Origin of the sequence: Phenylobacterium ferrooxidans, assembly GCF_042714595.1 — a bacterium.
Taxonomy (GTDB): domain Bacteria; phylum Pseudomonadota; class Alphaproteobacteria; order Caulobacterales; family Caulobacteraceae; genus Phenylobacterium; species Phenylobacterium ferrooxidans.
This window is the reverse complement of the sequence record NZ_JAOTJD010000006.1, coordinates 73958-94643: the sequence shown is the minus strand read 5'-3', so window position 1 is coordinate 94643 and position 20686 is coordinate 73958. Positions and strand designations below refer to the sequence as shown.

At 70.5% G+C, this 20686-nt stretch carries 22 protein-coding genes; 20 read left to right on the top strand and 2 right to left on the bottom strand.

Translation table 11 applies throughout. The features are described from left to right. The first annotated feature begins 12 nt into the window (after positions 1–12). Genes OCL97_RS05125 through OCL97_RS05095 form a run of 7 tightly spaced genes read left to right on the top strand, consistent with a single transcriptional unit; the run spans position 13 to position 6037 of the window. Positions 13–252 carry a TraR/DksA C4-type zinc finger protein gene (locus tag OCL97_RS05125; RefSeq protein WP_377368183.1) on the top strand — a complete coding sequence of 80 codons (240 nt, stop codon included), beginning with the start codon at positions 13–15 and terminating at the stop codon, positions 250–252. Beyond that, positions 249–620, top strand: a complete 372-nt coding sequence (locus OCL97_RS05120; protein WP_377368181.1) for a hypothetical protein — start codon at positions 249–251, stop codon at positions 618–620. Before OCL97_RS05125 ends, OCL97_RS05120 begins: the two co-directional genes overlap by 4 nt. Continuing rightward, the gene (locus tag OCL97_RS05115) at positions 620–916 is read left to right on the top strand and encodes a VpaChn25_0724 family phage protein (protein ID WP_377368179.1); all 297 of its coding nucleotides are present in this window, start codon (positions 620–622) and stop codon (positions 914–916) included. The genes OCL97_RS05120 and OCL97_RS05115 overlap by 1 nt, the downstream gene beginning before the upstream one ends. A gap of 2 nt (positions 917–918) precedes the next feature. Then, entirely contained in the window at positions 919–1491 is a 573-nt protein-coding gene (locus tag OCL97_RS05110) for a phage protein Gp27 family protein (protein WP_377368177.1), read from the top strand. After that, positions 1491–3167 (top strand): terminase large subunit domain-containing protein, encoded by a 1677-nt coding sequence (locus OCL97_RS05105; RefSeq protein WP_377368175.1) that lies wholly within the window; start codon positions 1491–1493, stop codon positions 3165–3167. Before OCL97_RS05110 ends, OCL97_RS05105 begins: the two co-directional genes overlap by 1 nt. Positions 3168–3169: 2 nt before the next feature. Then, positions 3170–4717 (top strand): DUF935 domain-containing protein, encoded by a 1548-nt coding sequence (locus tag OCL97_RS05100; RefSeq protein ID WP_377368173.1) that lies wholly within the window; start codon positions 3170–3172, stop codon positions 4715–4717. A gap of 3 nt (positions 4718–4720) precedes the next feature. Further along, positions 4721–6037 carry a PBECR2 nuclease fold domain-containing protein gene (locus OCL97_RS05095; protein WP_377368171.1) on the top strand — a complete coding sequence of 439 codons (1317 nt, stop codon included), beginning with the start codon at positions 4721–4723 and terminating at the stop codon, positions 6035–6037. Between the two features lie 289 nt (positions 6038–6326). Here the strand turns inward: OCL97_RS05095 and OCL97_RS05090 are convergent, their stop codons facing one another. After that, on the bottom strand, positions 6327–6653 hold the full coding sequence (locus OCL97_RS05090) for a DUF4145 domain-containing protein (RefSeq protein ID WP_377368245.1): 327 nt from the start codon (positions 6651–6653) through the stop codon (positions 6327–6329). Between the two features lie 527 nt (positions 6654–7180). Then, positions 7181–8053, bottom strand: coding sequence for a hypothetical protein (locus OCL97_RS05085; RefSeq protein WP_377368169.1), 873 nt, complete (start codon positions 8051–8053; stop codon positions 7181–7183). Between the two features lie 167 nt (positions 8054–8220). On the opposite strand from OCL97_RS05085, the gene OCL97_RS05080 reads away from it, so the two are divergent. The 13 genes from OCL97_RS05080 to OCL97_RS05020 all read left to right on the top strand — a co-directional run bounded on the left by OCL97_RS05080 (position 8221) and on the right by OCL97_RS05020 (position 20686). Beyond that, a complete protein-coding gene (locus OCL97_RS05080) occupies positions 8221–9330 on the top strand; it encodes a hypothetical protein (RefSeq protein WP_377368167.1) in 1110 nt (369 codons plus the stop codon). A gap of 24 nt (positions 9331–9354) precedes the next feature. Continuing rightward, a complete protein-coding gene (locus tag OCL97_RS05075; RefSeq protein WP_377368165.1) occupies positions 9355–9729 on the top strand; it encodes a capsid cement protein in 375 nt (124 codons plus the stop codon). A 42-nt stretch (positions 9730–9771) separates the two neighbouring features. Further along, complete coding sequence (locus tag OCL97_RS05070; protein WP_377368163.1) at positions 9772–10734, top strand: major capsid protein; 963 nt, start codon at positions 9772–9774, stop codon at positions 10732–10734. 2 nt (positions 10735–10736) lie between these two features. After that, positions 10737–10931 carry a hypothetical protein gene (locus OCL97_RS05065; RefSeq protein ID WP_377368161.1) on the top strand — a complete coding sequence of 65 codons (195 nt, stop codon included), beginning with the start codon at positions 10737–10739 and terminating at the stop codon, positions 10929–10931. Between the two features lie 2 nt (positions 10932–10933). After that, entirely contained in the window at positions 10934–11374 is a 441-nt protein-coding gene (locus OCL97_RS05060) for a phage protein Gp36 family protein (RefSeq protein WP_377368159.1), read from the top strand. Continuing rightward, positions 11374–11886 carry a phage virion morphogenesis protein gene (locus OCL97_RS05055; protein ID WP_377368157.1) on the top strand — a complete coding sequence of 171 codons (513 nt, stop codon included), beginning with the start codon at positions 11374–11376 and terminating at the stop codon, positions 11884–11886. Before OCL97_RS05060 ends, OCL97_RS05055 begins: the two co-directional genes overlap by 1 nt. Next, on the top strand, positions 11886–12323 hold the full coding sequence (locus tag OCL97_RS05050; protein ID WP_377368155.1) for a phage tail terminator protein: 438 nt from the start codon (positions 11886–11888) through the stop codon (positions 12321–12323). Before OCL97_RS05055 ends, OCL97_RS05050 begins: the two co-directional genes overlap by 1 nt. Further along, on the top strand, positions 12320–12667 hold the full coding sequence (locus tag OCL97_RS05045; RefSeq protein ID WP_377368153.1) for a hypothetical protein: 348 nt from the start codon (positions 12320–12322) through the stop codon (positions 12665–12667). Before OCL97_RS05050 ends, OCL97_RS05045 begins: the two co-directional genes overlap by 4 nt. A gap of 1 nt (position 12668) precedes the next feature. Beyond that, positions 12669–13601 (top strand): hypothetical protein, encoded by a 933-nt coding sequence (locus OCL97_RS05040; protein ID WP_377368151.1) that lies wholly within the window; start codon positions 12669–12671, stop codon positions 13599–13601. 86 nt (positions 13602–13687) lie between these two features. After that, positions 13688–14035: a hypothetical protein gene (locus OCL97_RS05035; protein ID WP_377368149.1), complete on the top strand. Its 348-nt coding sequence runs from the start codon at positions 13688–13690 to the stop codon at positions 14033–14035. 125 nt (positions 14036–14160) lie between these two features. Then, positions 14161–14439 (top strand): DUF1799 domain-containing protein, encoded by a 279-nt coding sequence (locus tag OCL97_RS05030; RefSeq protein ID WP_377368147.1) that lies wholly within the window; start codon positions 14161–14163, stop codon positions 14437–14439. Continuing rightward, positions 14439–19133: a tape measure protein gene (locus OCL97_RS05025; protein ID WP_377368145.1), complete on the top strand. Its 4695-nt coding sequence runs from the start codon at positions 14439–14441 to the stop codon at positions 19131–19133. Before OCL97_RS05030 ends, OCL97_RS05025 begins: the two co-directional genes overlap by 1 nt. Beyond that, positions 19133–20686: a hypothetical protein gene (locus OCL97_RS05020; RefSeq protein WP_377368143.1), complete on the top strand. Its 1554-nt coding sequence runs from the start codon at positions 19133–19135 to the stop codon at positions 20684–20686. The genes OCL97_RS05025 and OCL97_RS05020 overlap by 1 nt, the downstream gene beginning before the upstream one ends.

Sequence of the window (20686 nt, the reverse complement as noted above, 5' to 3'; positions counted from 1 at the left end):
GCGCGCCGCGCCATGACCGACGTGATCGACGACGCCCAGAGGTTCGAGGCGTTCCGGCGCGACCTCGCGCTCGCCGCGGCGCTGGCCGGCGAGCGGCGGCGCGACGTGGTGTTCGGGGTGCTGGTCTGCGCCGACTGCGACGACCCCATGGAGGACGAGCGCCTGGCGGCCCGGCCGGAGGCGATCCGCTGCCTCACCTGCCAGGAGGCCCATGAGCGCCGGCTGGCCCTGCATGCTCGGAGCCTCCCGTGATCGCGGCCCTGATGAAGTACTGGCCGATGGCCCTGGTGGTGCTGAACGCGGTGACCGCCTGGGCGGCCTGGTCCATGCGCCAGTTCGCCCGCAGCGAGGTGCAGAAGATCGTCGCCGAGGCCACTGCCGTCCTGCAGGCTCGCGACCGGGAGATCTCCGACATCGTCCACGAGCATGGCGAGCGGATCATCAAGGCCGAGGGACAGATCACCGAGATCCGCAGCGACATCCTGGACCTGCCCACCAAGGCCGACCTGGCCCGGGTGGAGGGCGAGGTGAAGGCCGTGGGCCGGGAGGTGACCTCCACCAACGCCGGGGTGCAGCGCATCGAGGGGTTCTTCCTCGCCAAGGGCGTGGAGCGTCCCTGATGAACTATGCCGCCCACTTCTCCGAACACCTGAGGCTCGCGATCCTGAAGGTGCTGAACACTGCTCCGGCCTGCCGGGCCAACAGCTCGATCCTGCACTCGGCCGTGGACGAGCTGGGCCTGACCGCGACGCGGGACCAGGTGAAGACCGAGCTGGCCTGGCTGGCCGAGCAGCGGCTGTTGACCAACGTCGCAGCCGGCGACCTGGTGGTGGCGACCCTGACCGAGCGCGGCTGCGACGTCGCCGACGGCCGCACCGTCACGCCGGGTGTCCGCCGTCCCACGCCGAGGGGGTGAGCATGGCGCCGCGCTCCTCGATCGAGCGGCTGCCCGAGGGCGCCCGCAAGGCGCTGGAGGCCTGGCTGGTGGAGTTCAACGCCGGCCGCCTGCAGCTGGACGAGGTGATGACCCGGCTGGAGGGCCTGCTGGAGTTCAACGGCGCAACGGCCGGCGCGCCGAGCCGCTCGGCGGTCCACCGCTATGGCCAGAAGTTCGCCAGGATCTCCGAGCGCATCAAGCGTAGCCAGGCCTTCGCCGACGCCTTCGCCGCCGAGGTCGGGCCCCAGGTGAGCGACGGCAAGGGGCTGCAGGTGCTGATCCAGGCCTTCCAGAGCCTGGCCTTCGACATGATCGGCAAGCTGGAGGACGAGGACAGCTTCGACCCCAAGAGCCTGATGCAGTTCGCCGCCTCGCTTAAAGACGTGTCGAGCGCCCTGAAAACCGACGCCGACCGGTCCCTGAAGATCGAGCAGGAGGCCCTGAAGAAGGCCGCGGCCGAGGTGGGCCGGCTGGGCAAGAAACTGGGCTGGACGGCCGAGACCGCCCGCCAGGTGCGCGCTGAGATCCTGGGCGTAAAGCTGGACGGCGGCTGATGGAACGGCCGCCGATCGAGAGCCTCGACGACACGGCCGCACGGGACGCCCGGGCGGCCGAGGTCTTGCCGCCGACCACCAGCGCGCAGGCCGACCTGCAGGACGCGGTGCAGCGCCTGGGACGCGGCGGCGTCTTCCACGGGTACCAGCGGGAGATGATCCGGCTGTCCCACGTTCACGAGCTGCTGCTGGTGGAGAAGAGCCGACGGATCGGCGCGACCTGGGCCTTCGCCGGGGACGACGCGGTGACCGCCGCCACCAACCGCGGCGAGGGCGGCGACGACATCCTCTACATCTCCTACAGCCACGACATGGCCCGGGAATACATCGAGGCCTGCGCGGCCTTCGCCAAGGCCTTCATGAACGTGGACGCCGTGGTGGGCGAGTTCATGTTCCAGGACGAGGATCCGGGGCGGCCCGGCGAGACCCGGGGCATCATGGCCTACCGGATCGACTTCGCCTCGGGCTTCTCCATCCAGGCCCTTTCGTCGCGGCCACGGTCGCTGCGGGGCAAGCAGGGCAAGGTGCGCATCGACGAGGCGGCCTTCGTCGATGACCTGGACGAGCTGATCAAGGCGGCCATGGCCCTGGTGATGCTGGGGGGCTCGGTGGCCGTGCTCTCCACCCACAACGGCATGAACTCGGCCTTCAACCGGCTGATTCAGGCGGTCCGGGCCGGCGACCAGGCGGGCTGCGTCTACCGGGTGACCTTCCAAGACGCGATCGACGACGGGCTCTACGACCGGGTGGCGATCAAGAAGGGCGAGATCTCGACGCCGGAGGGCCGGGCGGCCTATGTGGCAAAGATCCGCAAGCTGTATGGCGCCCACGCCGCCGAGGAGCTGGACGCCATCCCGTCGCGGGGCAGCGGGGCCTGGCTGGCCTATGACCAGATCGAGCGGGCCGAGAACGGCGAGATCCCGGTGCTTCGCCTGGCCCTGGAGGACAGCTTCGCCCACCAGCCCGACCACCTGCGCCTGGCCTTCATCCAGGACTGGTGCGCGGGCCAGCTGCTGCCGATCCTGCAGGCGCTGAACGCCCTGGCGGCCTTCGGGGTGGGCGGGGACTTCGCCCGCTCGTCGGACCTCTCGGTGCTGTGGCCGATGCAGGAGCTGCAGGACCGCAGCTGGCGGAGCCTGTTCGTGCTGGAGATGCGCAACGTCCCCTACACCGAGCAGGAATACGTCTGGGTCTATGTACTGCGCCGGTTGCGGCGCTGGCGGGCCGCCCTCGATGCGGCCGGCAACGGCGGCTACCTGGCCGAGCGCCTGGTGCAGACCTTCGGGGCCAGCCGGGTCGAGGCGGTGCTGACCAACGCCACCTGGTGGCTGGAGCAGGGCCCGCCGGTGAAGGCGCGGTTCGAGGACGGCCGGGTCGAAATCCCCCGCGACAGCGACGTCGCCGCCGACCTGCGGGCCGTGAAGGTCGAGAACGGGGTGGCCACCGTCCCCAAGTCCCGCACCACGGGCAAGGGCGAGGACGTCAAGGGCGGCGAGGCCAAGCGGCACGCCGACGCCGCCGTCGCCCTGGTGATGAGCGGCTACGCCATCCGCCTGGGGGTGGTGGGCGAGATCGGCTTCCAGTCCAGCGGCTCGGCCCTGCCAGGCGTCAGCCGCGAGCCCGTCGATCGCGCCTTCGGCGTGGTCGCCTCCGAACTGCAGATCGAGAGCTTCTGACCATGGCCGACGAACCCGCCGCCCCGCGCGCCATCACCCAGGAGGTCGCCGCCTCGTTGGACGGACGCGACATCACCGTTCCCTATCTGGGGCCGATGGCCGATGCGCAGGACGCGGTCTTGCGCGGCCTGGGCGGCCGTTGGGACGCCTATCGGGAGATCCGCCGCGATCCCCAGGTCCACTCCACCTTTCAGCAGCGCCGCCTGGCCATCGTCTCGCGGCCGCTGGTGGTGGAGCCCGGGGCGGAGGACGCGCTCAGCAAGGCCGCGGCCGAGCATCTGCAGGCCAATCTGGAGGCGATCGCCTTCGACCGGTCCACCAAGGGCATGACCTGGGGGGTGTTCTACGGCTACGCGGTCGGCGAGTGCCTATGGGTGATCCGGGACGGTAAGGTCTGGCTGGACCGCATCAAGGTCCGCACCCCCTGGCGCTTCCGGTTCTCCCGCACCGGCCAGCTGCAGCTGCTGACCCGCGCGGCGCCCATCGTCGGCGAGGCCATGCCGGACCGGAAGTTCTGGGTGATGTCGTCGGGCGCCGACAATGACGACGACCCCTACGGCCTGGGCCTGGCCCACCAGCTCTATTGGCCGGTCTATTTCAAGAAGATGGGCCTGAGCTTCTGGCTGCGGGCCCTTGAGAAGTTCGGGGCGCCCACGGCGGTGGGCACCTATCCGCCGGGGACGACACCGGAGGACCAGCGCAAGCTGCTGGCGGCGGCCATGGCGGTGCGGATCGACGGCGCGGTGATCAAGCCCGAGGGCACAGCCCTGGAGCTGCTGGAGGCGGTGCGCGGCACGGTCGACCAGGCCACGTTCTACAAGTTCCAGAACGCCGACATCTCCAAGGTCACCCTCGGCCAGACCATGACCACGGACGACGGCGCCTCTCTCGCCCAGGGCAAGGTCCACTTCGACGTGCGCGAGGAGCTGACCGACGCCGACATCGAGGAGCTGTGCGAGAGCTTCCAGCAGGGTCCGGCCCGCTGGTTGACCGAGTGGAACTTCCCGGGCGCCGCTACCCCCATCCTGCGGCGGCCCAGCCCGGAGGACGCCGAGCGGGCGTCCAGGCTGACCAAGGAGCGGGCCGAGACCATCAAGACCATGGGCGAGGCCGGCTACGAGCCGGAAGACGCGACCCTGGCCGAGCTGTTCCCCGGCTGGACCCGCAAGGCGGCGCCTCAACCCCCGACCGGCGACAGCGTCCCGCCGCCGCCGCCGACCTTCTCGGAAGGTCAGGTCCGGTCGGTGCTGCGCCACCAGCTGGCGGCCCTGTTCGCCGAGCCCCTGGCTGACAGCGATGCGGCCGACGCCTTCGTCGAGGCTCTGGACTGGGAGCCGCTGATCGAACCGATCGCCGCGGCGGTCGAGCAGGTGGTGGCCGGTTCTCCAACCCTGGAGGTCGCCGCCGAGCGCCTGGCCGAGGTGTTCACCAGCCCGGCCGGCGCGGCCTTCACCGAGCACCTGGCCGGCGTGCTGTTCCAGGCCCGAGCGGCGGGCAAGGCGGGCCTGGGGATCTCCGACCGCGAGGACCGCGCCCTGGCCAAGGGTTGAGCCGTGCCGGAGCTGGTCTTCAACACCGCGCCGCCAGCCGAGGCGGTCGACTATCTGCAGGGCAAGGTGGTGGGCGGCCGGTTCTCCTTCGACTGGCGCGACGTCGCCAAGGAGGAGCACCTGGCCAGCTTCGTGGTGGCCAAGGCCATGAAGGCCGACCTCCTGGCCGATCTGCACGGCGGCCTGCTGCAGGCGTTCTGGGACGGCTGGACCAAGGAACGGTTCGTGGCCGAGCTGCGGCCGATGCTGCAGGCCAAGGGCTGGTGGGGCAAGCAGCGCCAGTCCGACCCGGTCACCGGCGAGGTCCGCCTGGTCAATCTGGGCTCACCGCGCCGGCTACGGACGATCTACGACACCAATATCCGCATGGCCCACGCCGCCGGCCGCTGGGAGCGGTTCATGGCCGCCGCCGCGACCCGGCCGTTCCTGCAGTACCACCACACCCCTCAGGCGCATCCGCGCCAGGATCACCTGGCCTGGGACAAGATCACCCTGCCGGTGGGCCACGCCTTCTGGAAGACCCACTACTGTCCCAACGGCTGGGGCTGTAAGTGCTTCGTCACCTCCCTGCGGGTGGCCGAGGCGGTGACCGGCGAGGATGAGCTGCAGGCGCGCGGCGCCTACGACCAGGTCGCCTGGAAGAACCGGCGGACGGGCGAGACCAGCTTGGTCCCGCGCGGCGTGGATCCGGGGTTCGACTACAATGTCGGCCAGGCGCGGCTGGCCGGCCTGCAGCCGCCCGCCATGTCGCAGGCGCAGAGGGAGGCGGTGGTTTCGCCGCGGCGGCCACGAACCCTGCCGCCGCTGCCGGCGGCTCGGCCCTTGCCCCCGGGGGTGGAGGTGAGGCCCGACCTGCCGGCCGACCCGGCGGCGCTGTTCGACGCCTTCGCCGCGGTGCTGGGCAAGGGCGAGGGCGAGGTGTTCATCGACGCCGCCCAGGTCCCGGTGGTGGTGGGCCGGCGCATGTTCGAGCAGCACGACCTGGCCGGGGTCTCGACGGGACCCAAGCGCGGCCTGGACGCCCGGGCGCCCCTGGCGGAGATCTTCGCGCAGACCCTTAGGGACCCCGACGAGATCTGGCACTCCCTGCAGCAGCGTCAGGACGGGACCTCGGTCCTGGTCCGCAACTATGTCGCCGCCCTGGACGCGGCCGACGCCGGCCGAGCCCTGTTCGTCGTCAGCTTCCACGAGGGGGCGAGCGGCGGGGTCTGGATGGGCTCGACGGCCTTCGGCCCCGGCCGGCGTCTCGAACCCCGCGACCAAGCCGCCCGGACCTCGGTGGGTTTCCGGGTCGGGACCCTGGTCTATCGGCGGAAATAGAAAAGGCCCGCGCGGGGCGACCGCCGGGCCTCATGGCGCTGCTCTGGATCCCATCGCCGGGCGCCACAACGCGGGGTCAATATGCCCCCGGATGGCCTGGCGATCAACTAGCGCAGGAATGGGTCCTGCAGGCCCGGGACAGCCGATGCGCGGCGAAGGGGCGGCCGAACCCCTTGCGCCCGTCCTACCCCGTTTGAAGTCGTTCGACGGGGTTGTGCGCGATGCTGGCCGGAGCAACCCTTAGACCGCGTGGTCGCCAGCGAACATGGCTCGCTTGTCCTGTACGCGGTTATGGAACCTGGCTTCGCCTTGCGGCAAGTTCCGCAGGGAGGACGTAAATGTACTCCAGAAGCGCGGTGATGAATTTCAACAGCTGTCGCGCATCCTGATTGGAAACGTCCTCAATTGGGTCGAAGTGCGCCCCAACGTTTCCGATGAGGCGCACCTCTTTAGACCAATCTGCCAGTGACTCATGCAAGAGGCCTCGCTCGGCCATCCTCTTGAGTCGAACTGCAAGGACGCCGTCAGTCTCCCCCTTGTCGAAGGCAACCGCCTCCAGGGTCCGGCGAGCCATTACCGCACTTGCACGCGGACAGTTGGCCGACAAAGCGACCACGGCCTCACCAAGCGCTGCGGATATTGGTGGTGGCACTGCGGGGTGTGTCTTGGCGCCTGACAGCGGCCACCAGTGAAATCCACGCCAGGTAATGGCGCCGCCGCCGCGCCCACTCTTGGAGCTTGCGCCGCCCACAAACTCCTCCTCGAGGACACAAACACCCTGTCTGCAATGGCGACATACCAGGACCGTGGCTTGCTCGTTATAGGTCGGGTGCTGAGATCCATTGGTGTCGACCGAGTAGTTGCCGTCAAAGGTGAGCGGAAGGGATCCTAAGAGGTCGAAAGACGACAGCCGATCGCACCTCGGACAAAGCCCAGACCGGCGCTCCGAATCTGGCGGACCGTCGTGTGGCTCCGGGACCAATTCACCGTGTTTGCCTCGGGATTTTCCGAACACTGGTTGCGTCTCCTTGGCTTGCGGCGGTGCAGCAGCCGCGTCCGATTTTTCCAGCCGACGAATGAAGTGAGGAGCTTCTAGATCTTCGTCTCAGGAGCGACGACCGCTCCTAGTGGATGCGGTGAGGGTTAGGCCAACTCGGCTGGCTCTTTTGCCGCAGGACTGGGGGCAGCTTCACTCAGAACAGGGCTAAAGATCTTCTCCGCCTGAGAAAGGATGGCCTCAACCTCTTTCGCGATCGGATCGGGATCCTCCAACCCTTCCCAAACCCGCTTCTCCATCTTCTCCTTGTGGGCAGGCATTGTGCCGACGTCTGAGTGGGTGATCGAACGCATTAGTGCCTGCGCACCGACGGTCACCTGCACGACTACTTGGTGGAACCGATCAAACGGTTCAGTTGCAGCTGGGCCGAACATGGCGGCAGCACGAAACCGCTTCGAGTGCAGGCTGTTCAATAGCTCGTTATAGTCTCGAAGGCGTTTCAGGACCGGGAAATAGGTATCTCTGAACGCACGTAGATCCTTAGGCTCGAGGTCTCTTCCCTCGCGCTGCTCTGGCTCGTCGCCAAAGCCGCCAGGAAACCGGATCACTGTCATCGCGTGGGCAGCGCTATAAAAATCTGCGAGCGTTTCTTCCGCCCAATCCAATCGGCGACGCCATTGCTCCAGCAAGCGGTCAAGCCGATGCTTTCGGTCTGCCAAGTCGATCTCAGAATGGAAGCGCCGGTCAGCGAGCTGCAGGTCGAGGCGGGACTTCTGGTCCGTAAGTTCGACGTCTCGTTCGAAGCGGCGATCAGCCAGGGCTTGTTCGTGGGCCAGACGCTGCACTTGGAGCCGGTGACTCGCATAGAAGTTCACCAATAATCCGATGCCTGCCACTGCCCCCGCGATTGCAGCGCCGACTACGGCGGGTTGGAGAAAGATGGAGGTGAGCGAGAGGGCCTGTGAGGGCGCGGATCGAGCGGCGCCCTCCACGATTGCATAGTAGGTCTGCGCTTCCATTCGTGGAGCCTACTGCGGCTTGCCCACCCTTTGATAGCCGGAACGGATTGATCGAGTAGCGACAAGATGGCCGGACAGTTGTCCGGGGCTACGCCTCGCCGGATCACCGGCACATTGACGACACATCGAGGGGTCGTCCAGCGCGACCTCGTCCCCGAAGAGTCGTCATGTCCAGGTCCATCCAAGCCTTCAAGGCCGGGCGCCACCGCGCCAGCGACGGCAAGGTCTATGCCTTCACCGAGGCCGACGTCGCCGGCATGGCGGCGAGCTACGATCCCGCCCTGCAGGCCGCGCCCATCGTGCTGGGCCATCCGAAGACGGACGATCCGGCTTGGGGCTGGGTCAAGGGCCTGTCGGTGGTGGACGGGGTGCTGGTAGCCGAGCCCGAGAAGCTGGCGCCGGAATTCACCGAGGGGGTCGAGGCCGGCCGCTACCGCTATGTCTCGGCGGCCTTCTATGCGCCCAGCGACGACCGCAACCCCAAGCCCGGCGCCTGGTACCTGCGCCACCTGGGCTATCTCGGCGCCCAGCCGCCGGCTGTGAAGGGTCTTCAGGCCGCCTTCGATGAGGACGCCGCCCCGGCGGTGGAGTTCTCCCAGGCCGACGGCTTTTGGGTGAAGGACATCTTCCGCTCGATGCGGGACTTCTTCATCGAGAAATTCGGGCTGGAGGTGGCCGACCGGGTGATCCCCGGCTGGTCGGTGGAGAACGTCGAGACCACTCCGCCGGCGCCGGCCTTCGCCGAGGTGGAGGCGCCCATCCTGGCCGCCGAGCCCGTCGAGGCGGCCGCCGCGTTCATCGAGGAGGCCTCGGCGCCAGCTCCCGCTGACGCTGACCCGCAAGCTGACCTTACCGCCCGGGCCGCCGAGCTCGACGCTCGCGAGGCCGAGCTGAACGCCCGCGCCGCCCAGTTCTCCGAGGCCGACCGCACCGAGGCCCGCGCCGCCGATGGCGCCTTCGTCGACGAGCTGGTCTCCGCCGGCCGCCTGCCGCCCGCCCAGCGTGACCGGGTCGCCGGCCTGTTCGCGCGGCTGGGGGGCGACGAGACCGTAGCCTTCGCCGAGGCCGACGCTGACCCCCGCGCCGAACTGCGCGCCCTGCTGGGCGGCCTGGGGGTCTCCATCACCTTCGCCGAGGTCGCGGCCGGGGACGGCTTCGACGGCCGCCTCGATCCCGCCGACCTGGCCCGGCGGGCGGGCGAGCTGGTGACCGCCGCCCAGGCGCGTGGCGAGACCCTCTCCTACGCCACCGCCGTCGCCCGCGCCCAGACCGCCTGACGCCAACCCAGAAAGCCCCGCACCATGATCCCCGGCCTGACCAAGACCTTCACCGCCGAAGCCGCCGTGACCCGCCGCCGCCTCGTCAAGTTCGGCGCCACCGACTCCTCGGTGCTGATGGGCGCCGCCGCCACCGACCTGCTGATGGGGGTCAGCGACATGAGCGCCGACGTTCCGATCGGCCACCGCTGCGAGGTGCGGCTGACCGGCATCGCCGAGGTGGAGTTCGGGGGCGCGGTCACCCGCGGCCAACCGATCACCAGCGACTCGGTCGGCCGGGCGGTGACCGCCGCGCCGGGCGCCGGGGTCAATAGCCGCATCATCGGCTTCGCCATGGTCTCGGCGGTGTCCGGCGACATCGGCGACGTCTTCCTCGACCTCGGCTCGATCCAAGGCTGATCCAGCCCACCGCCCGCCTTCAACCCGCAAGAGATCCCGACCATGGCCGCCAGCGCCCCCTTCACCCTCGACCCGCAGCTCACCGCGATCGCCATCGCCTATCGCAACCGCGCGCTCATCGCCGACGAGGTGCTGCCCCGCGTGGCGCCGGTGGCCACCAAGGAGTTCCGCTACACCCTGTTCAACAAGGGCGAGATCCTGACCATCCCCGACACCCGGGTCGGCCGGCGCGGGGCGCCCAACACCGTGGAGTTCACCGGGACGACCACCACGGCCGAGGCCCTGGACTTCGGCCTGGAGGACGAGATCCCGCAGGACGACATCGACCAGGCCGACCGCGAGGCGGCCGCGGGGGGCAATCCTAACCTCGTGGCGCCGCAGGCCCGCTCCACCGAGTGGCTGGCCGACCTGATCGCCCTGGACCGCGAGGTCCGCACGGCGGGCCTGGTGTTCAACGCCGCCACCTATGCCGCCGGCGCAAAGGTCACCCTCTCGGGCACGTCGCAGTGGTCCGACGCTGTCAACTCCAACCCGGTGATCGCCATCTCCGACGCCCTGGAGGGCACGCTGATGCGGCCCAATGTGGCGGTGTTCGGGGCCCAGACCTGGACGGCGCTGCGGCGTCACCCCCGCATCGTGGCGGCGGTGAACAAGACCTCCGGCAGCGATGGCCTGGTGAGCCGCAAGGACTTCGCCGAGGTGTTCGAACTGGACGACGTGCTGGTGGGCGGCGCCTTCGTCAACACCGCCAAGCGCGGCCAGACCCAGACCCTGGCGCGGGCCTGGGGCAAGCATGCGGCCTTCCTCTATCGCAGCAAGATGGCCGACCGGGAGCGCGGCATCACCTTCGGCATGACCGTGCCCTATGGGCCGCCGGTGGCCGGCCAGCGTCCGGACCCGACCATCGGCCTGAGGGGCGGGGTGCGGATCCGGGTGGGCGAGACGGTGAAGGAGCTGATCACCGCCGCCGACGCCGCCTACTTCTTCGAAAACGCGATCGCCTAGCCATGCGCGTCCGTCTCACCCAGATCGCCCTCGACCACGACGGCCGCTTCTTCGCGGAGGGGTCGATCGTCGAGGCCGAGGTCGATCTCCCCGCCGAGATCCTCGAAGCCCGCCTGGCCGCCGATCGCGCCGAGCTGGTCGAGGACGATCCGAAGCCCGCCAAGGCCGCGCCCCGCGCCGGCAAGACCGCAGGCTGATCATGCCCTATGCCGCCGTCGCCGATTTCGTCGAGACCGTCACGGACGCCGAAGCCCTCGCCCTGGCGAAGGCCGTGGCGCCGGCGACGGGCTATGACAGCGCCCGGATCCTGGGCGCCCTGACCGACGCGAGCGCGGAACTCGACACCTATTTCGCCGCCCGCTACCCGACGCCGCTCAACCCGGTTCCCGAGCCGGCCAAGCAGGCGGCCATCGCCATCGCCCGCGAGGCGCTGGACCGGCAGGGGCGCGACCACGTCAAGACCGCCGCCGCCCGCTGGCGGGCCTGGGCCAAGGATGTCGCCAAGGGCCTGGCGGTGCTGGGGGGCGGCGCGGTGGGCGAGGATCTGCCCGCGGCCAGCGCCGGCAGCGGCGCCCAGTACGCGGCGCCCGAGCGGATCTTCACCGACGACAGCCTGTCCCGCTTCACGGGGCGCGGCTGATGGGCGTCGCCTTTTCCCTGCAGCTGGACGATCTGGCCCCTCGGGGCGCCGTCGCCGGCTGGCGTCAGGCGCTCAGCGACCTGCGGCCGATGCTGGCCGACATCGGGGCGGAGCTGGAGAGCTCCACCCTCAACCGCTTCGACTCCAACCTCGCCCCGGACGGCGCGCCCTGGAAACCGTCGCTGCATTCCCAGGTCACCGGCATGCCGACCCTGGTGGGCGAAGGGAACCTGCGCGACAGCGTCCACTATGTCCTGGATGGCGATGAGGCCGTCGAGATCGGGGCCGGCGGGGTGGCGCGGGACTATGCCGCCATCCACCAGGTGGGGGGCGTGATCAACACCAAGGGCGGAGCGCTCGCCTTCACCCTGGCCACCGGCCAGTTCATCCGCGCCAAGAGCGTCTCGCTGCCGGCCAGGCCCTATCTGGGCCTGTCGTCGCAGGACGAGGCCGCGATCCCGCAGATCGCCCTGGAGCATCTGGTCCGGGCCGCGGCCGTGGCGGTGCTCTGATGCAGGGCCTCTACGACGCCAGCGCGGAGCGTCTGCGCGCCAGCTGCCCCTCGATCCTGCAGGTCGCCACGGGCATGGACGCCAGCCAGCTGGTGGAGACCCTGGCCATCGGCCCCGACGTCTCCGTCCTGCTCACGCCGCTGGGCGACCGCGCCCACCCGGTGCGCGACGCCGGCCTGATCGTCACCCAGGGCGAGACCTGGCGCATGGGCGCCACCCTGGTCCTGACCTTCCCGGGCGGGTTTGCCCAGTTCGAGGCGGCCCGAGACGAGATGAAGGGCGCCCTGCGGGGCTGGCAGCCGCCTGGCGCGGTCTCGACCTTCGAATATGCCGGCTCGCGGCTGCTGCAGTACTCGGCCGGTCAGGATGGCGGCCGGTGGATGACGCTCTTCGAGTTCACATTCGACACCCAGGAAACCTACGGGAAGCAATCGTGAAAAAGCCCAAGATCCGCGGCCTCGCCGCCGAGCGCCTCGCCACGCCGGAGGACCCCGGCTCCTATGTCCGCGCTCCGAACGGCGTCCTGGAGCGCACCGACACCCCGCAGGTGCTGGTCGACGGTCCGAGCGAGGCGGCCCCCGCGCCGGTGCTGCCCGAGGCGAGCCGCAGGGCCATCGTCGAGGCGCTGCAGGGCGTCGGAGCCGAAGTCCCCGATCACCTGGCCGACCCGTCGGAACCCACCATGGGCGAGCCTCCCACACCCCCAACGCCGCCGGTCCCGCCCGGCGAGCTGTTCACCCAGCCGCCGGTCAGCGCCGGCGGCCAGACCGAGGAAGGCTGAGATGGCCGACAAGAAGCTCCTGCTGATCAAGGCCGAGGTCACGCCGGGTCTCGACCCCGTGGCCGCCGCGGTCGATGTCGTCTGGGCCCTGGACGTCAGTTTCAAGCCGAAGGGCGACCGCGTCGGGTCCAACCCGGCCATGGCCGGCCTCGGCGGCGTGAAGGACTGGATGGTGGGCGAGTACGGCGAGCTGACCTTCTCGGTCCCGCTGGGCGGGTCCGGCACGGCCGGCACCGCCCCCAAGTGGGGCAAGCTGCTCCTGATGAGCGGCTATGCCGAGACGGTGGTGGCGACCACCTCGGTCACCTACGCCCTGGCCGCCAATCCGGCGGCCTCGGCCACGGGCGCCATCACGTGGCGGGAGGGCCGGCGGCTGCACAAGCTGGCCTATGCCCGGGGCTTCGTGAACTGGACGTTCGACGAGAAGAAGCAGCCGATCGCCAAGTTCACCTTCCGGGGGATCATGACCGCGGTGGCGGACGGCGCGGTGATCGGCCACGCCGACGCGACCTGGACCGGCCACAACGACGTGGCGCCGGTCAACCAGGCCAACACCATCTTCACCTTCGGCGGGGCCAGCCCGCCGCTCCGCAGCCTCTCCATCGAGCAGACGGACAATGTCAGCTTCCACGACCGGCCCAACCAGAAGACCGTCGAGATCGCCGGGGAGCGGATGTTCTCCGGCTCCTTGAAGATCGGGTCGCTGCTGCCCTCGGTCCTCAACCTGGAAGCCGTCGCCAAGGCCAACACCCTGACCACCATCACCCTGGTGCATGGCGTGACGGCGGGTTCGATCCTCACGGTGACGGCGAAGGCCCAGGCCGAGATGCCCGACTACTCCGACGAGAACGGCATCGACGTCACCACGGCGGGTCTCAAGTTCCGGCCCTCCGCCCAGAACCTCGACGACCAGCTGGCCATCGTCTGCACCTAGGCCGACCGCGCCGACCCCTTCCGGGCGCGCGGCCGAACGGCTGGCGCGCCCTCCGCTTGGACAGACCCAAAGGGAGACCATGATCGATGGCCGTCAAATTCGACTTCAAGCGCCTCGGGCAGCCGTTCGAGGCCGACTGGCCCGTGCGTGTGAACGTGCCGCAGGATGGCGGCGGCGTGCAGGCCGAGGACTTCACCGCCCGCTTCCGGCTGCTGACCAAGGACGACTTCGAGGCGATCACGCAGGGCGAGGCGCCCGGCCTCCTGAAGGGCGACCCGGACGGCTACAACACCTGGCGCATGTGCCTGGTGGGTCTGAAGGACGAGCATCTGACCGCCGAGCTGAAGGAGGGCCTGCTGTCGGCGCCCTATGTGCGGCAGGCGATCATCGCGGCCTATCAACAGTTCTCGCAGGGCATCGCGGTAAAAAACTAGAAGCGGCCGCCTGCCTGATCGCGGTCGGCCGCCTCACGCCCGAAGACCTGACCGCCCGCGAGCTGGAGACGGCGCGGGCTGACCTGGAGGCCTTCGGCCTGCCGGAGGCCTATATCGCCGCGGCCATGGCCGACTTCGCCAAGGCCGCGGCGCCGCAGGACGACTTCCCGATCCTGCCGGCCAATGGGTCCGCCGTGCGGCTGTTCCAGGCCCTGCAGACCCAGTGGCGGACCACAGCCATCTCGACCATGGCCAAGGCGGTGATCGTCCGGACCGGCCTGGACTACGCGGTCATCGAGCCCACCGCCCGCCTGTCAGGCCTGGCCCTGGAGAGCGACGACTTCATCCGCGTGCGGGTGATGGAGACCGCGGCCCTCAACGCCTTCCACGACGAGGCCCGCTGATGAGCGGTGACCTGACCGCCCGGCTGCGGATCGAGGCCAACGCCCGCCAGGCCACGGCCGAGGTGGTGTCGTTCGGCGGGGCGGTGGAGAGCCTGCAGCCCAGGGGTCGCAAGGCCAAGGCGGGGCTGGACGAGGTGGCTTCGGGCGCCCGGAATGTCGAGGGCAGGATGCGCGGCGCCAAGGGCGAGGCCGCGGCCCTGGGGGGCGTGCTGGGCGCGATCGGGGTGCGCGAGGTGATCTCCGGCATGTATGGCGCGGCCCAGGCCTCGGCCGGGTTCGCCACCGGCCTGGGGGCGGTCACCGGCGGGGCGGCCAACGCCAACAGCGCCATGGGCTATGTCAGCGCCCAGGCCCTGGCCATGGGCCTGGACGTGAGGACCGCCACCAACAGCTTCCTGGGCCTGGCCGGCGCCACCAACGGCACGGCCCTGGCCGGTCAGCAGACCCGCGAGATCTGGTCGGGGGTCATGCAGGCGGGCCTGGCCATGGGCCGCTCCAACGAGCAGGTGCAGCGCGGGCTCGAGGCCATCAGCCAGGTGGCGTCCAAGGGTGTGGTCTCCATGGAGGAGATCCGCCAGCAGCTGGCCGAGGCGATCCCCGGGGCGACCAATATCGCGGCCCGCGCGATGGGCATGGGGACCGCCGAATTCAACAAGATGGTCGGGGCCGGCAAGCTGCTGGCCGAGGACTTCCTCCCCAAGTTCGCCGCCCAGCTGAAGAGCGAGTTCGGGCCCGCCGTCGCCAAGTACCTGGACAGCGATCTCGGCAGGGCGCGGGTGCAAATCGGCCTGCTGAAGACCGACCTGTTCAGCCTGAGCGCCGTGGGTGGCGAGGCCTTCCTAGGCGGCGTGGTGGCCGGCCTGGCCGACCTGCATGACAGCCTCGGCGGCGACACGGTGGAACAGGTGCGGACCCTGGCCCGGGAGCTGGGTGAACTCGTGGGCGCGGGCGCCCGGGGCCTCGGCCTGCTGGCGGAGAACGCCGACAAGGTGGCGGTCGTGCTGGCGGCGTTGGTGGGGCTGCGGGCCGGGGCGGCCCTCGCGGCGATCGGGGCGGAAGCCCTGGCGGCGGCGGAAGGCGTCGGCCTGCTGGCCGCGGCGACGACGGCGCTGGGCGGCCCGCTGGCCATCGTCCTGGCCCTGGCCGGCGGGGCGGCCGCGGCGGGCCTCGCCGTCTGGGGGAGCAACGCCGCCTCGTCCGCGGATGACGCCCGTCAGCTCACCACCCACCTGGACGCCCTGGAGGCCAGCCTGGCCGAGACCCAGTGGGTTGGCGGCGACGCCGGCGGGCAGATCCAGGCCCTGGGTCAAAGGTCGGCCGCGGCCCAGCAGTTGGTGGAGAGCCTGACCGGCAAGGTCGGGGCCTTGGCTGACGAACTCTACCGGGTCGCCGCCGCCAACAAGACCGCGGCGATCAACCAGATGATGGCCCAGGTGGCCACCGCCCAGGGGGACGTCGATCGGTTGAAGGCCAAGGGCAACCGCGAGGCCCTGTTCGCCGGGGTCGCCCTGGGCTTCCGCCCGACAGTGGCGGAGACCAGCGTCGGACCGCAGATCGCACAGAGCGAGGCGGTGATCGCGCGGGCCCAGGCGCGGATCAAGGCGTTGAACGACACCCCGTTGCTGGACCCGAAGTGGAACCCGCCCACGGCCGCCGCCGGCTCGGCCGGTTCTGCGACGCCAACGTCCAAGTCCCGCAAGGCCGGCCGGTTGGCCGACGACCTGGCGGCCGATGTCGTGGCCTTGGGCGCCTATCGCGACGCCCTGAAACAGGGCGGCGCGGCCCTGGACGACTGGCGGATCAAGGACGCCGGGCGCCAGGCGGTCGAGCAGGCCGGCCTGGCGCACAAGGCCGCCGCCACCGCCGCCGAGGGCGCCCTGGCCGCCAAGATCCGCGCGGGCGCCGAAGAGAGCGAGCGGCTGAAGCTGGCCAATGACCGGGTCGGCGCGGCGATAGGCCTGCAGCGCACCGCCCAGCTCGACACCGAGGCGCTGGCCCGGCGGTCGGTCGCCGCAGCCCAGGGCGAGCAGGCGCTCGAGGCCCTGCAGGTCCGGGAGGCCGGTCTGGAGGCGCTGCGGCAGACCGGCATCGAGACCCTCGATCAGCTGACCGCCGCTGACCGACGCGAGGCCGAGGCCGCCGTCGCGACGGCGGAGGCCAGGGAACGCCAGCGCCAGGCCACCGAAAAGGCCGAGAGGGTCGCGGGAACGCTGCAGGATCTCGACCGGCGGATCGCCAGCGAGCGGGCACGGGGCGTGGCCATTCAGGGCGGGACCCGGGCGGTGATCGCCTACGGCCAGGCGGAGGAGGTCCGCCAACAGATCGAACAGGTCGGGAAGACCCTGACGCTCGACCAGGTCGTCGCCCTGCGTGACAAGCTGCAGGCGCTACAGGCGATCCAGGCGGCGAACGACAACGCCGATTTCGCCCGTCAGCAGGCTGACGAGCTGCAGCTGCTGCGGCTCACCAACCGCGAGCGGGAGATCGAGCAGCGCTATCGGGAGCTGTCGCGGCAAAATCAGCTGGCCCAGAACAGGCTCACCGAAGACGAACTGCGGTTGCGGGCGCGGCTGGCGAACGACGCCGAGGACAATGCCCGGGCGGTGGGTCAGCTGGGGGATGCGGTCCGGGACGAATTCATCCGCTCGGGCAAGCTCGGCTTCGACGACGTGGCCGACTATGCCGAGCAGCAGCTGCGCGCCGCGCTCTATGACGCCTTGCTGAAGGAGCCCATCACCCTGGCGATCCAGGCGGTGGTGAAGGGGGTGAGCGGGCTGTCGGGCGCCATCCCCGGCCTGGGCGGTCTGGGCGCGATCGTCGGCCAGGGCGGCACAGGCGCCGCCATCGGTCAGGCCATGGGCTTGGGGACCGGCAACGCCGGCCTCGACATGGGTCTGGGGATGGCCGGCGCCGCCCTGGGTTCGGCGGTCGCCGGGTCGGCGCTGAGCGGCGCGATCGGGGCCGGCATCGCCAACGGCATCATCGGCCTGGGGGGCAGCGCGGCCCTGGCCGGTTCGCTCGGGACCATGCTGTCGTCGGCCGCCGTGCTCGGCCCGATCGGGGCGATCGCCATCCTGGCGGCCGCGACCCTATTCAAGAAGAAGCCCTCCAACAACGGCGCCCAGGCTGACCTCACCGACACCGGCTTCACCCTGACCGGCTCCAAGCGCACCGCCGAGACGACGGCCATGGCCACCAACGCGGCCAACGCCGTGCTGCAGGGCGAGGCCATGCTGAAGGCCGCCGGCATCACCCTGAACGCCACAGTGAAGTCGCTGGATCTCGGCACCCGGGACGCCACCGACATCGTGCTTTCCGACGGCCGGGCCTTCACCAGCGCGGTGGGCGACGCGGCCGCGGCCGCCGAGACGGGGCTGAAGGCGGTGCTGGCCACCGCCACCTTCAAGGACGACGCCCAGAAGGCCCTGGTGGAGGGGCTGCTGGCGGCCGGCAAGGGCTTCGACGACATCGCCGCGGCCCTGGGCCAGCTGGGCGCGGCCCAGGCCATTCCGCAGGCCATCGCCGACGCGATCCTCAAGCTCACCGACCCCAAGGGCTACGACGTGGCTCAGCTGGGCAAGTCGCAGGCCGCGCGCCGCAAGGAGGTCGAGGACGCCGCCGGCGCCGGCTATCTAACCGCCGCCCAGCTCCGGGCCGTCAACGAACAGCTCACCCGGCTCGAGGCCCTGGAGCTGGACGAGGTGATGAAGCGGTTCGGGGCCGCGGCCGACAAGGCCGCCGACAACCTCTCGGCCGACCTCAACGAGGGCTTCCTGAAGATCCTCAACCCCGCCGCCTACCAGCAGGCCCGCGGTGTGCGGGAGATCAACGACCAGATCGAGGCCATGAAGGCCAGCGCCCAGCAACTGATCGCCTCGGGCCAGGTGGGGGCCGAGGTCCTTGGCCGGATCGACGCCCTGCGCGACCTGCAGCTGGCCGACCTTGCCCGGCAGGTGGCGGACACCGCCGACACCTTCGCCGACGCCCGCAGAGGCCTGCGGCAGTGGCTGGACGGGCTTTCCATGTCAGCCTCGGCCGAGCTGTCGCCGGTGGCCCAGCGGGCCCAGGCGCTGGCGGACTATCAGCGGGTGCTGAGCCAGGCTCGCGGCGGCGACGTGAACGCGGCGGGCCAGGTGACCACCTATGCCGACCGGCTGCTGGGGGCGGACCGCGAGGCCACCGACAACGCCCAAGCCCGGCTGGCGCTCTACAACCAGGTGCGCGCCGACATCGAGGGCGTGGCGGCCGGCGGCGGGGCGTCCGCCAACCCGGTGGCCGCCCAGCTGCAGGCGCTGGGCATCCCGCTCGACAAGCTGGTGCTGACCGGCGCCCTGACCGCCGCGGCCAATGACGACGTCGCCAAGGCGATCACGCCGTCGCTGGCGGTCTCGGTGGCCAATATCCCCACCCTGAAGCTGATGTACGGCGAGATCGCCGCCACCCAGGGGGATCGCTTGGTGGCGGCCATCGAGACCCTGCGCACCGACCTGAAGGCGGCGATCGCCGAGTTGGGCAAGGCGCAGGGGGCGGGTTCGACGGCCGCTCAAGCCGCGCTCGAAGCCGCCTTGAACAGTTTGGGCGCCGGCTTCGACTATCTGGGCGGGCTGACCGCCGAACAGACCGCCACCCTGATCGAGATGCGCCGGACCGGCCAGATCGCCGGCGCGGCCGCCCGCTTCCAGCAGGTGGCGTGATGGGCACGGTGATCCTGGTGGAGATCGACGTGGTGTCCCCGGCCGGGGCGGCCAGCACCCTGCGGTTCAGCGACCGCGCCATCCGACCGTTCCCGCCGGGCGATCCAGACCGGGCCGGCGTGGTCTGGGACGATCGGCTGGCTGAGGCGCCAACCTTCCGGCGCGCGCTGTTTGGCGACCTGGAGAGCCTGAGCCCCGCCCTGGGTGCCGGTTCCATGACCCTGCTGAACGGCGACGCCTATCTGGACGCCTATCAGGGCTACGCCTTCAACGAGATCCGGGTCTGGCGCTGGACCGAGGGGACGGCCTTCGCCGCCGCCGACCTGGTGCTGAAGGGCCTCTGTGTCCTGCCGGCTTTCGACAGCCGGTCCAGCCAGGCCGCCCGGGTGCGGCTGGATCTCTACGACTATCGCGCCGAGCTGGAGCTGGCGGTGCAGCCGAGCCTTTATTCCGGCGGCAACAACGGCACCACGATCCTCTATGAGGGCTCGGCCGATGGCTTGAAGGGGCGGGTTAAGCCCCTGGCCTTCGGCGACCTGACCGCCGCCCACCTGCCGCCGATCCAGGTCAATGCCGGGAACTATGTGTTCCAGCTACACGAGGCGCTGATCTCCGGCGCCGAGGCGATCTTCGACGGCGGGGCGGCGGCCGGCTATGCCGACCAGGGCGACAAGAGCAGCGTGTTCTTCGACGCCAACACGCCCTCCGCCGCCAGCTACTTCATGGACCTGACGCGCGGCCTGATGAAGATCAACGGCGCGCCGGTGAAGGGCCTGACCTTCGGCTGCAAGGGCGACGCCACAGGCTCCTACGTGGAGACGGCCGGCCCGATCGCCGCGCGAATCCTGGCCCATGCCGGTGTGCCCGGCGGCCGGATTGGTTCCTCGGTGGCGGCCCTGTCGTCGACCGCGGTGGTGGGGGTGTTCAGCGCCGACACTGCCCGGGCCGGCGAGCTCGTGGCCTGGACGGTGCGCGGCGCCCTGACCGCGGTCCTGCCCGACCGGCTGGGGGTCTATCAGGCAGTGACCTTCGCCGCCCCCAAGGTCACCGCCGACGTTGGTGTAGCCGCCGACCAGGTGCTGAACCTGGAGGCCGACGACACGGCGCCCGCGCCGATCGGCGAGATCCGGGTGGGCTGGGGGCGGATCTGGACCACCTTCGGCAATGGCGAGCTGAAGGACAGCGTGCGCAACACCGCCACCGCCGAGCGCCTGGCCGCCGAGTACCGGTGGGCCGTGGACACCGAAGCCACCGTCAAGGGCCGCTTCCCGCGCGCCTGGCGCACCCTGACGGTGGAGACCGCGCTGCGGGTCGAGGCCGACGCCATCGCCCTGGCGGCATCCCTGAAGGCGCTGTTCGGGCTGCGGGGGGACGGCAAGCCGCGGCGCCTGTGGCGGGTGACCATCAGCCTGCTGGATGGCCTGACCGCTCAGCTGGGGGAAACCGTCGCCCTGAGCTATCCGGCCAAGGCCATCAACGACAATTTCGTGCTGATCGCCGAGGAGCCCCTGCGGCCCCGGCGCGACCAGGCGATCTGGACCCTGTGGGGCTGA

Bases quoted from the DNA above. Each gene is read 5' to 3' on its own strand.
- OCL97_RS05125 (WP_377368183.1), top strand. From the start codon at position 13: ATGACCGACGTGATCGACGACGCCCAGAGGTTCGAGGCGTTCCGGCGC.
- OCL97_RS05115 (WP_377368179.1), top strand. From the start codon at position 620: ATGAACTATGCCGCCCACTTCTCCGAACACCTGAGGCTCGCGATCCTG.
- OCL97_RS05110 (WP_377368177.1), top strand. From the start codon at position 919: ATGGCGCCGCGCTCCTCGATCGAGCGGCTGCCCGAGGGCGCCCGCAAG.
- OCL97_RS05105 (WP_377368175.1), top strand. From the start codon at position 1,491: ATGGAACGGCCGCCGATCGAGAGCCTCGACGACACGGCCGCACGGGAC.
- OCL97_RS05100 (WP_377368173.1), top strand. From the start codon at position 3,170: ATGGCCGACGAACCCGCCGCCCCGCGCGCCATCACCCAGGAGGTCGCC.
- OCL97_RS05085 (WP_377368169.1), bottom strand. From the start codon at position 8,053: ATGGAAGCGCAGACCTACTATGCAATCGTGGAGGGCGCCGCTCGATCC.
- OCL97_RS05080 (WP_377368167.1), top strand. From the start codon at position 8,221: ATGTCCAGGTCCATCCAAGCCTTCAAGGCCGGGCGCCACCGCGCCAGC.
- OCL97_RS05075 (WP_377368165.1), top strand. From the start codon at position 9,355: ATGATCCCCGGCCTGACCAAGACCTTCACCGCCGAAGCCGCCGTGACC.
- OCL97_RS05070 (WP_377368163.1), top strand. From the start codon at position 9,772: ATGGCCGCCAGCGCCCCCTTCACCCTCGACCCGCAGCTCACCGCGATC.
- OCL97_RS05065 (WP_377368161.1), top strand. From the start codon at position 10,737: ATGCGCGTCCGTCTCACCCAGATCGCCCTCGACCACGACGGCCGCTTC.
- OCL97_RS05060 (WP_377368159.1), top strand. From the start codon at position 10,934: ATGCCCTATGCCGCCGTCGCCGATTTCGTCGAGACCGTCACGGACGCC.
- OCL97_RS05055 (WP_377368157.1), top strand. From the start codon at position 11,374: ATGGGCGTCGCCTTTTCCCTGCAGCTGGACGATCTGGCCCCTCGGGGC.
- OCL97_RS05050 (WP_377368155.1), top strand. From the start codon at position 11,886: ATGCAGGGCCTCTACGACGCCAGCGCGGAGCGTCTGCGCGCCAGCTGC.
- OCL97_RS05040 (WP_377368151.1), top strand. From the start codon at position 12,669: ATGGCCGACAAGAAGCTCCTGCTGATCAAGGCCGAGGTCACGCCGGGT.
- OCL97_RS05035 (WP_377368149.1), top strand. From the start codon at position 13,688: ATGGCCGTCAAATTCGACTTCAAGCGCCTCGGGCAGCCGTTCGAGGCC.
- OCL97_RS05030 (WP_377368147.1), top strand. From the start codon at position 14,161: ATGGCCGACTTCGCCAAGGCCGCGGCGCCGCAGGACGACTTCCCGATC.
- OCL97_RS05025 (WP_377368145.1), top strand. From the start codon at position 14,439: ATGAGCGGTGACCTGACCGCCCGGCTGCGGATCGAGGCCAACGCCCGC.
- OCL97_RS05020 (WP_377368143.1), top strand. From the start codon at position 19,133: ATGGGCACGGTGATCCTGGTGGAGATCGACGTGGTGTCCCCGGCCGGG.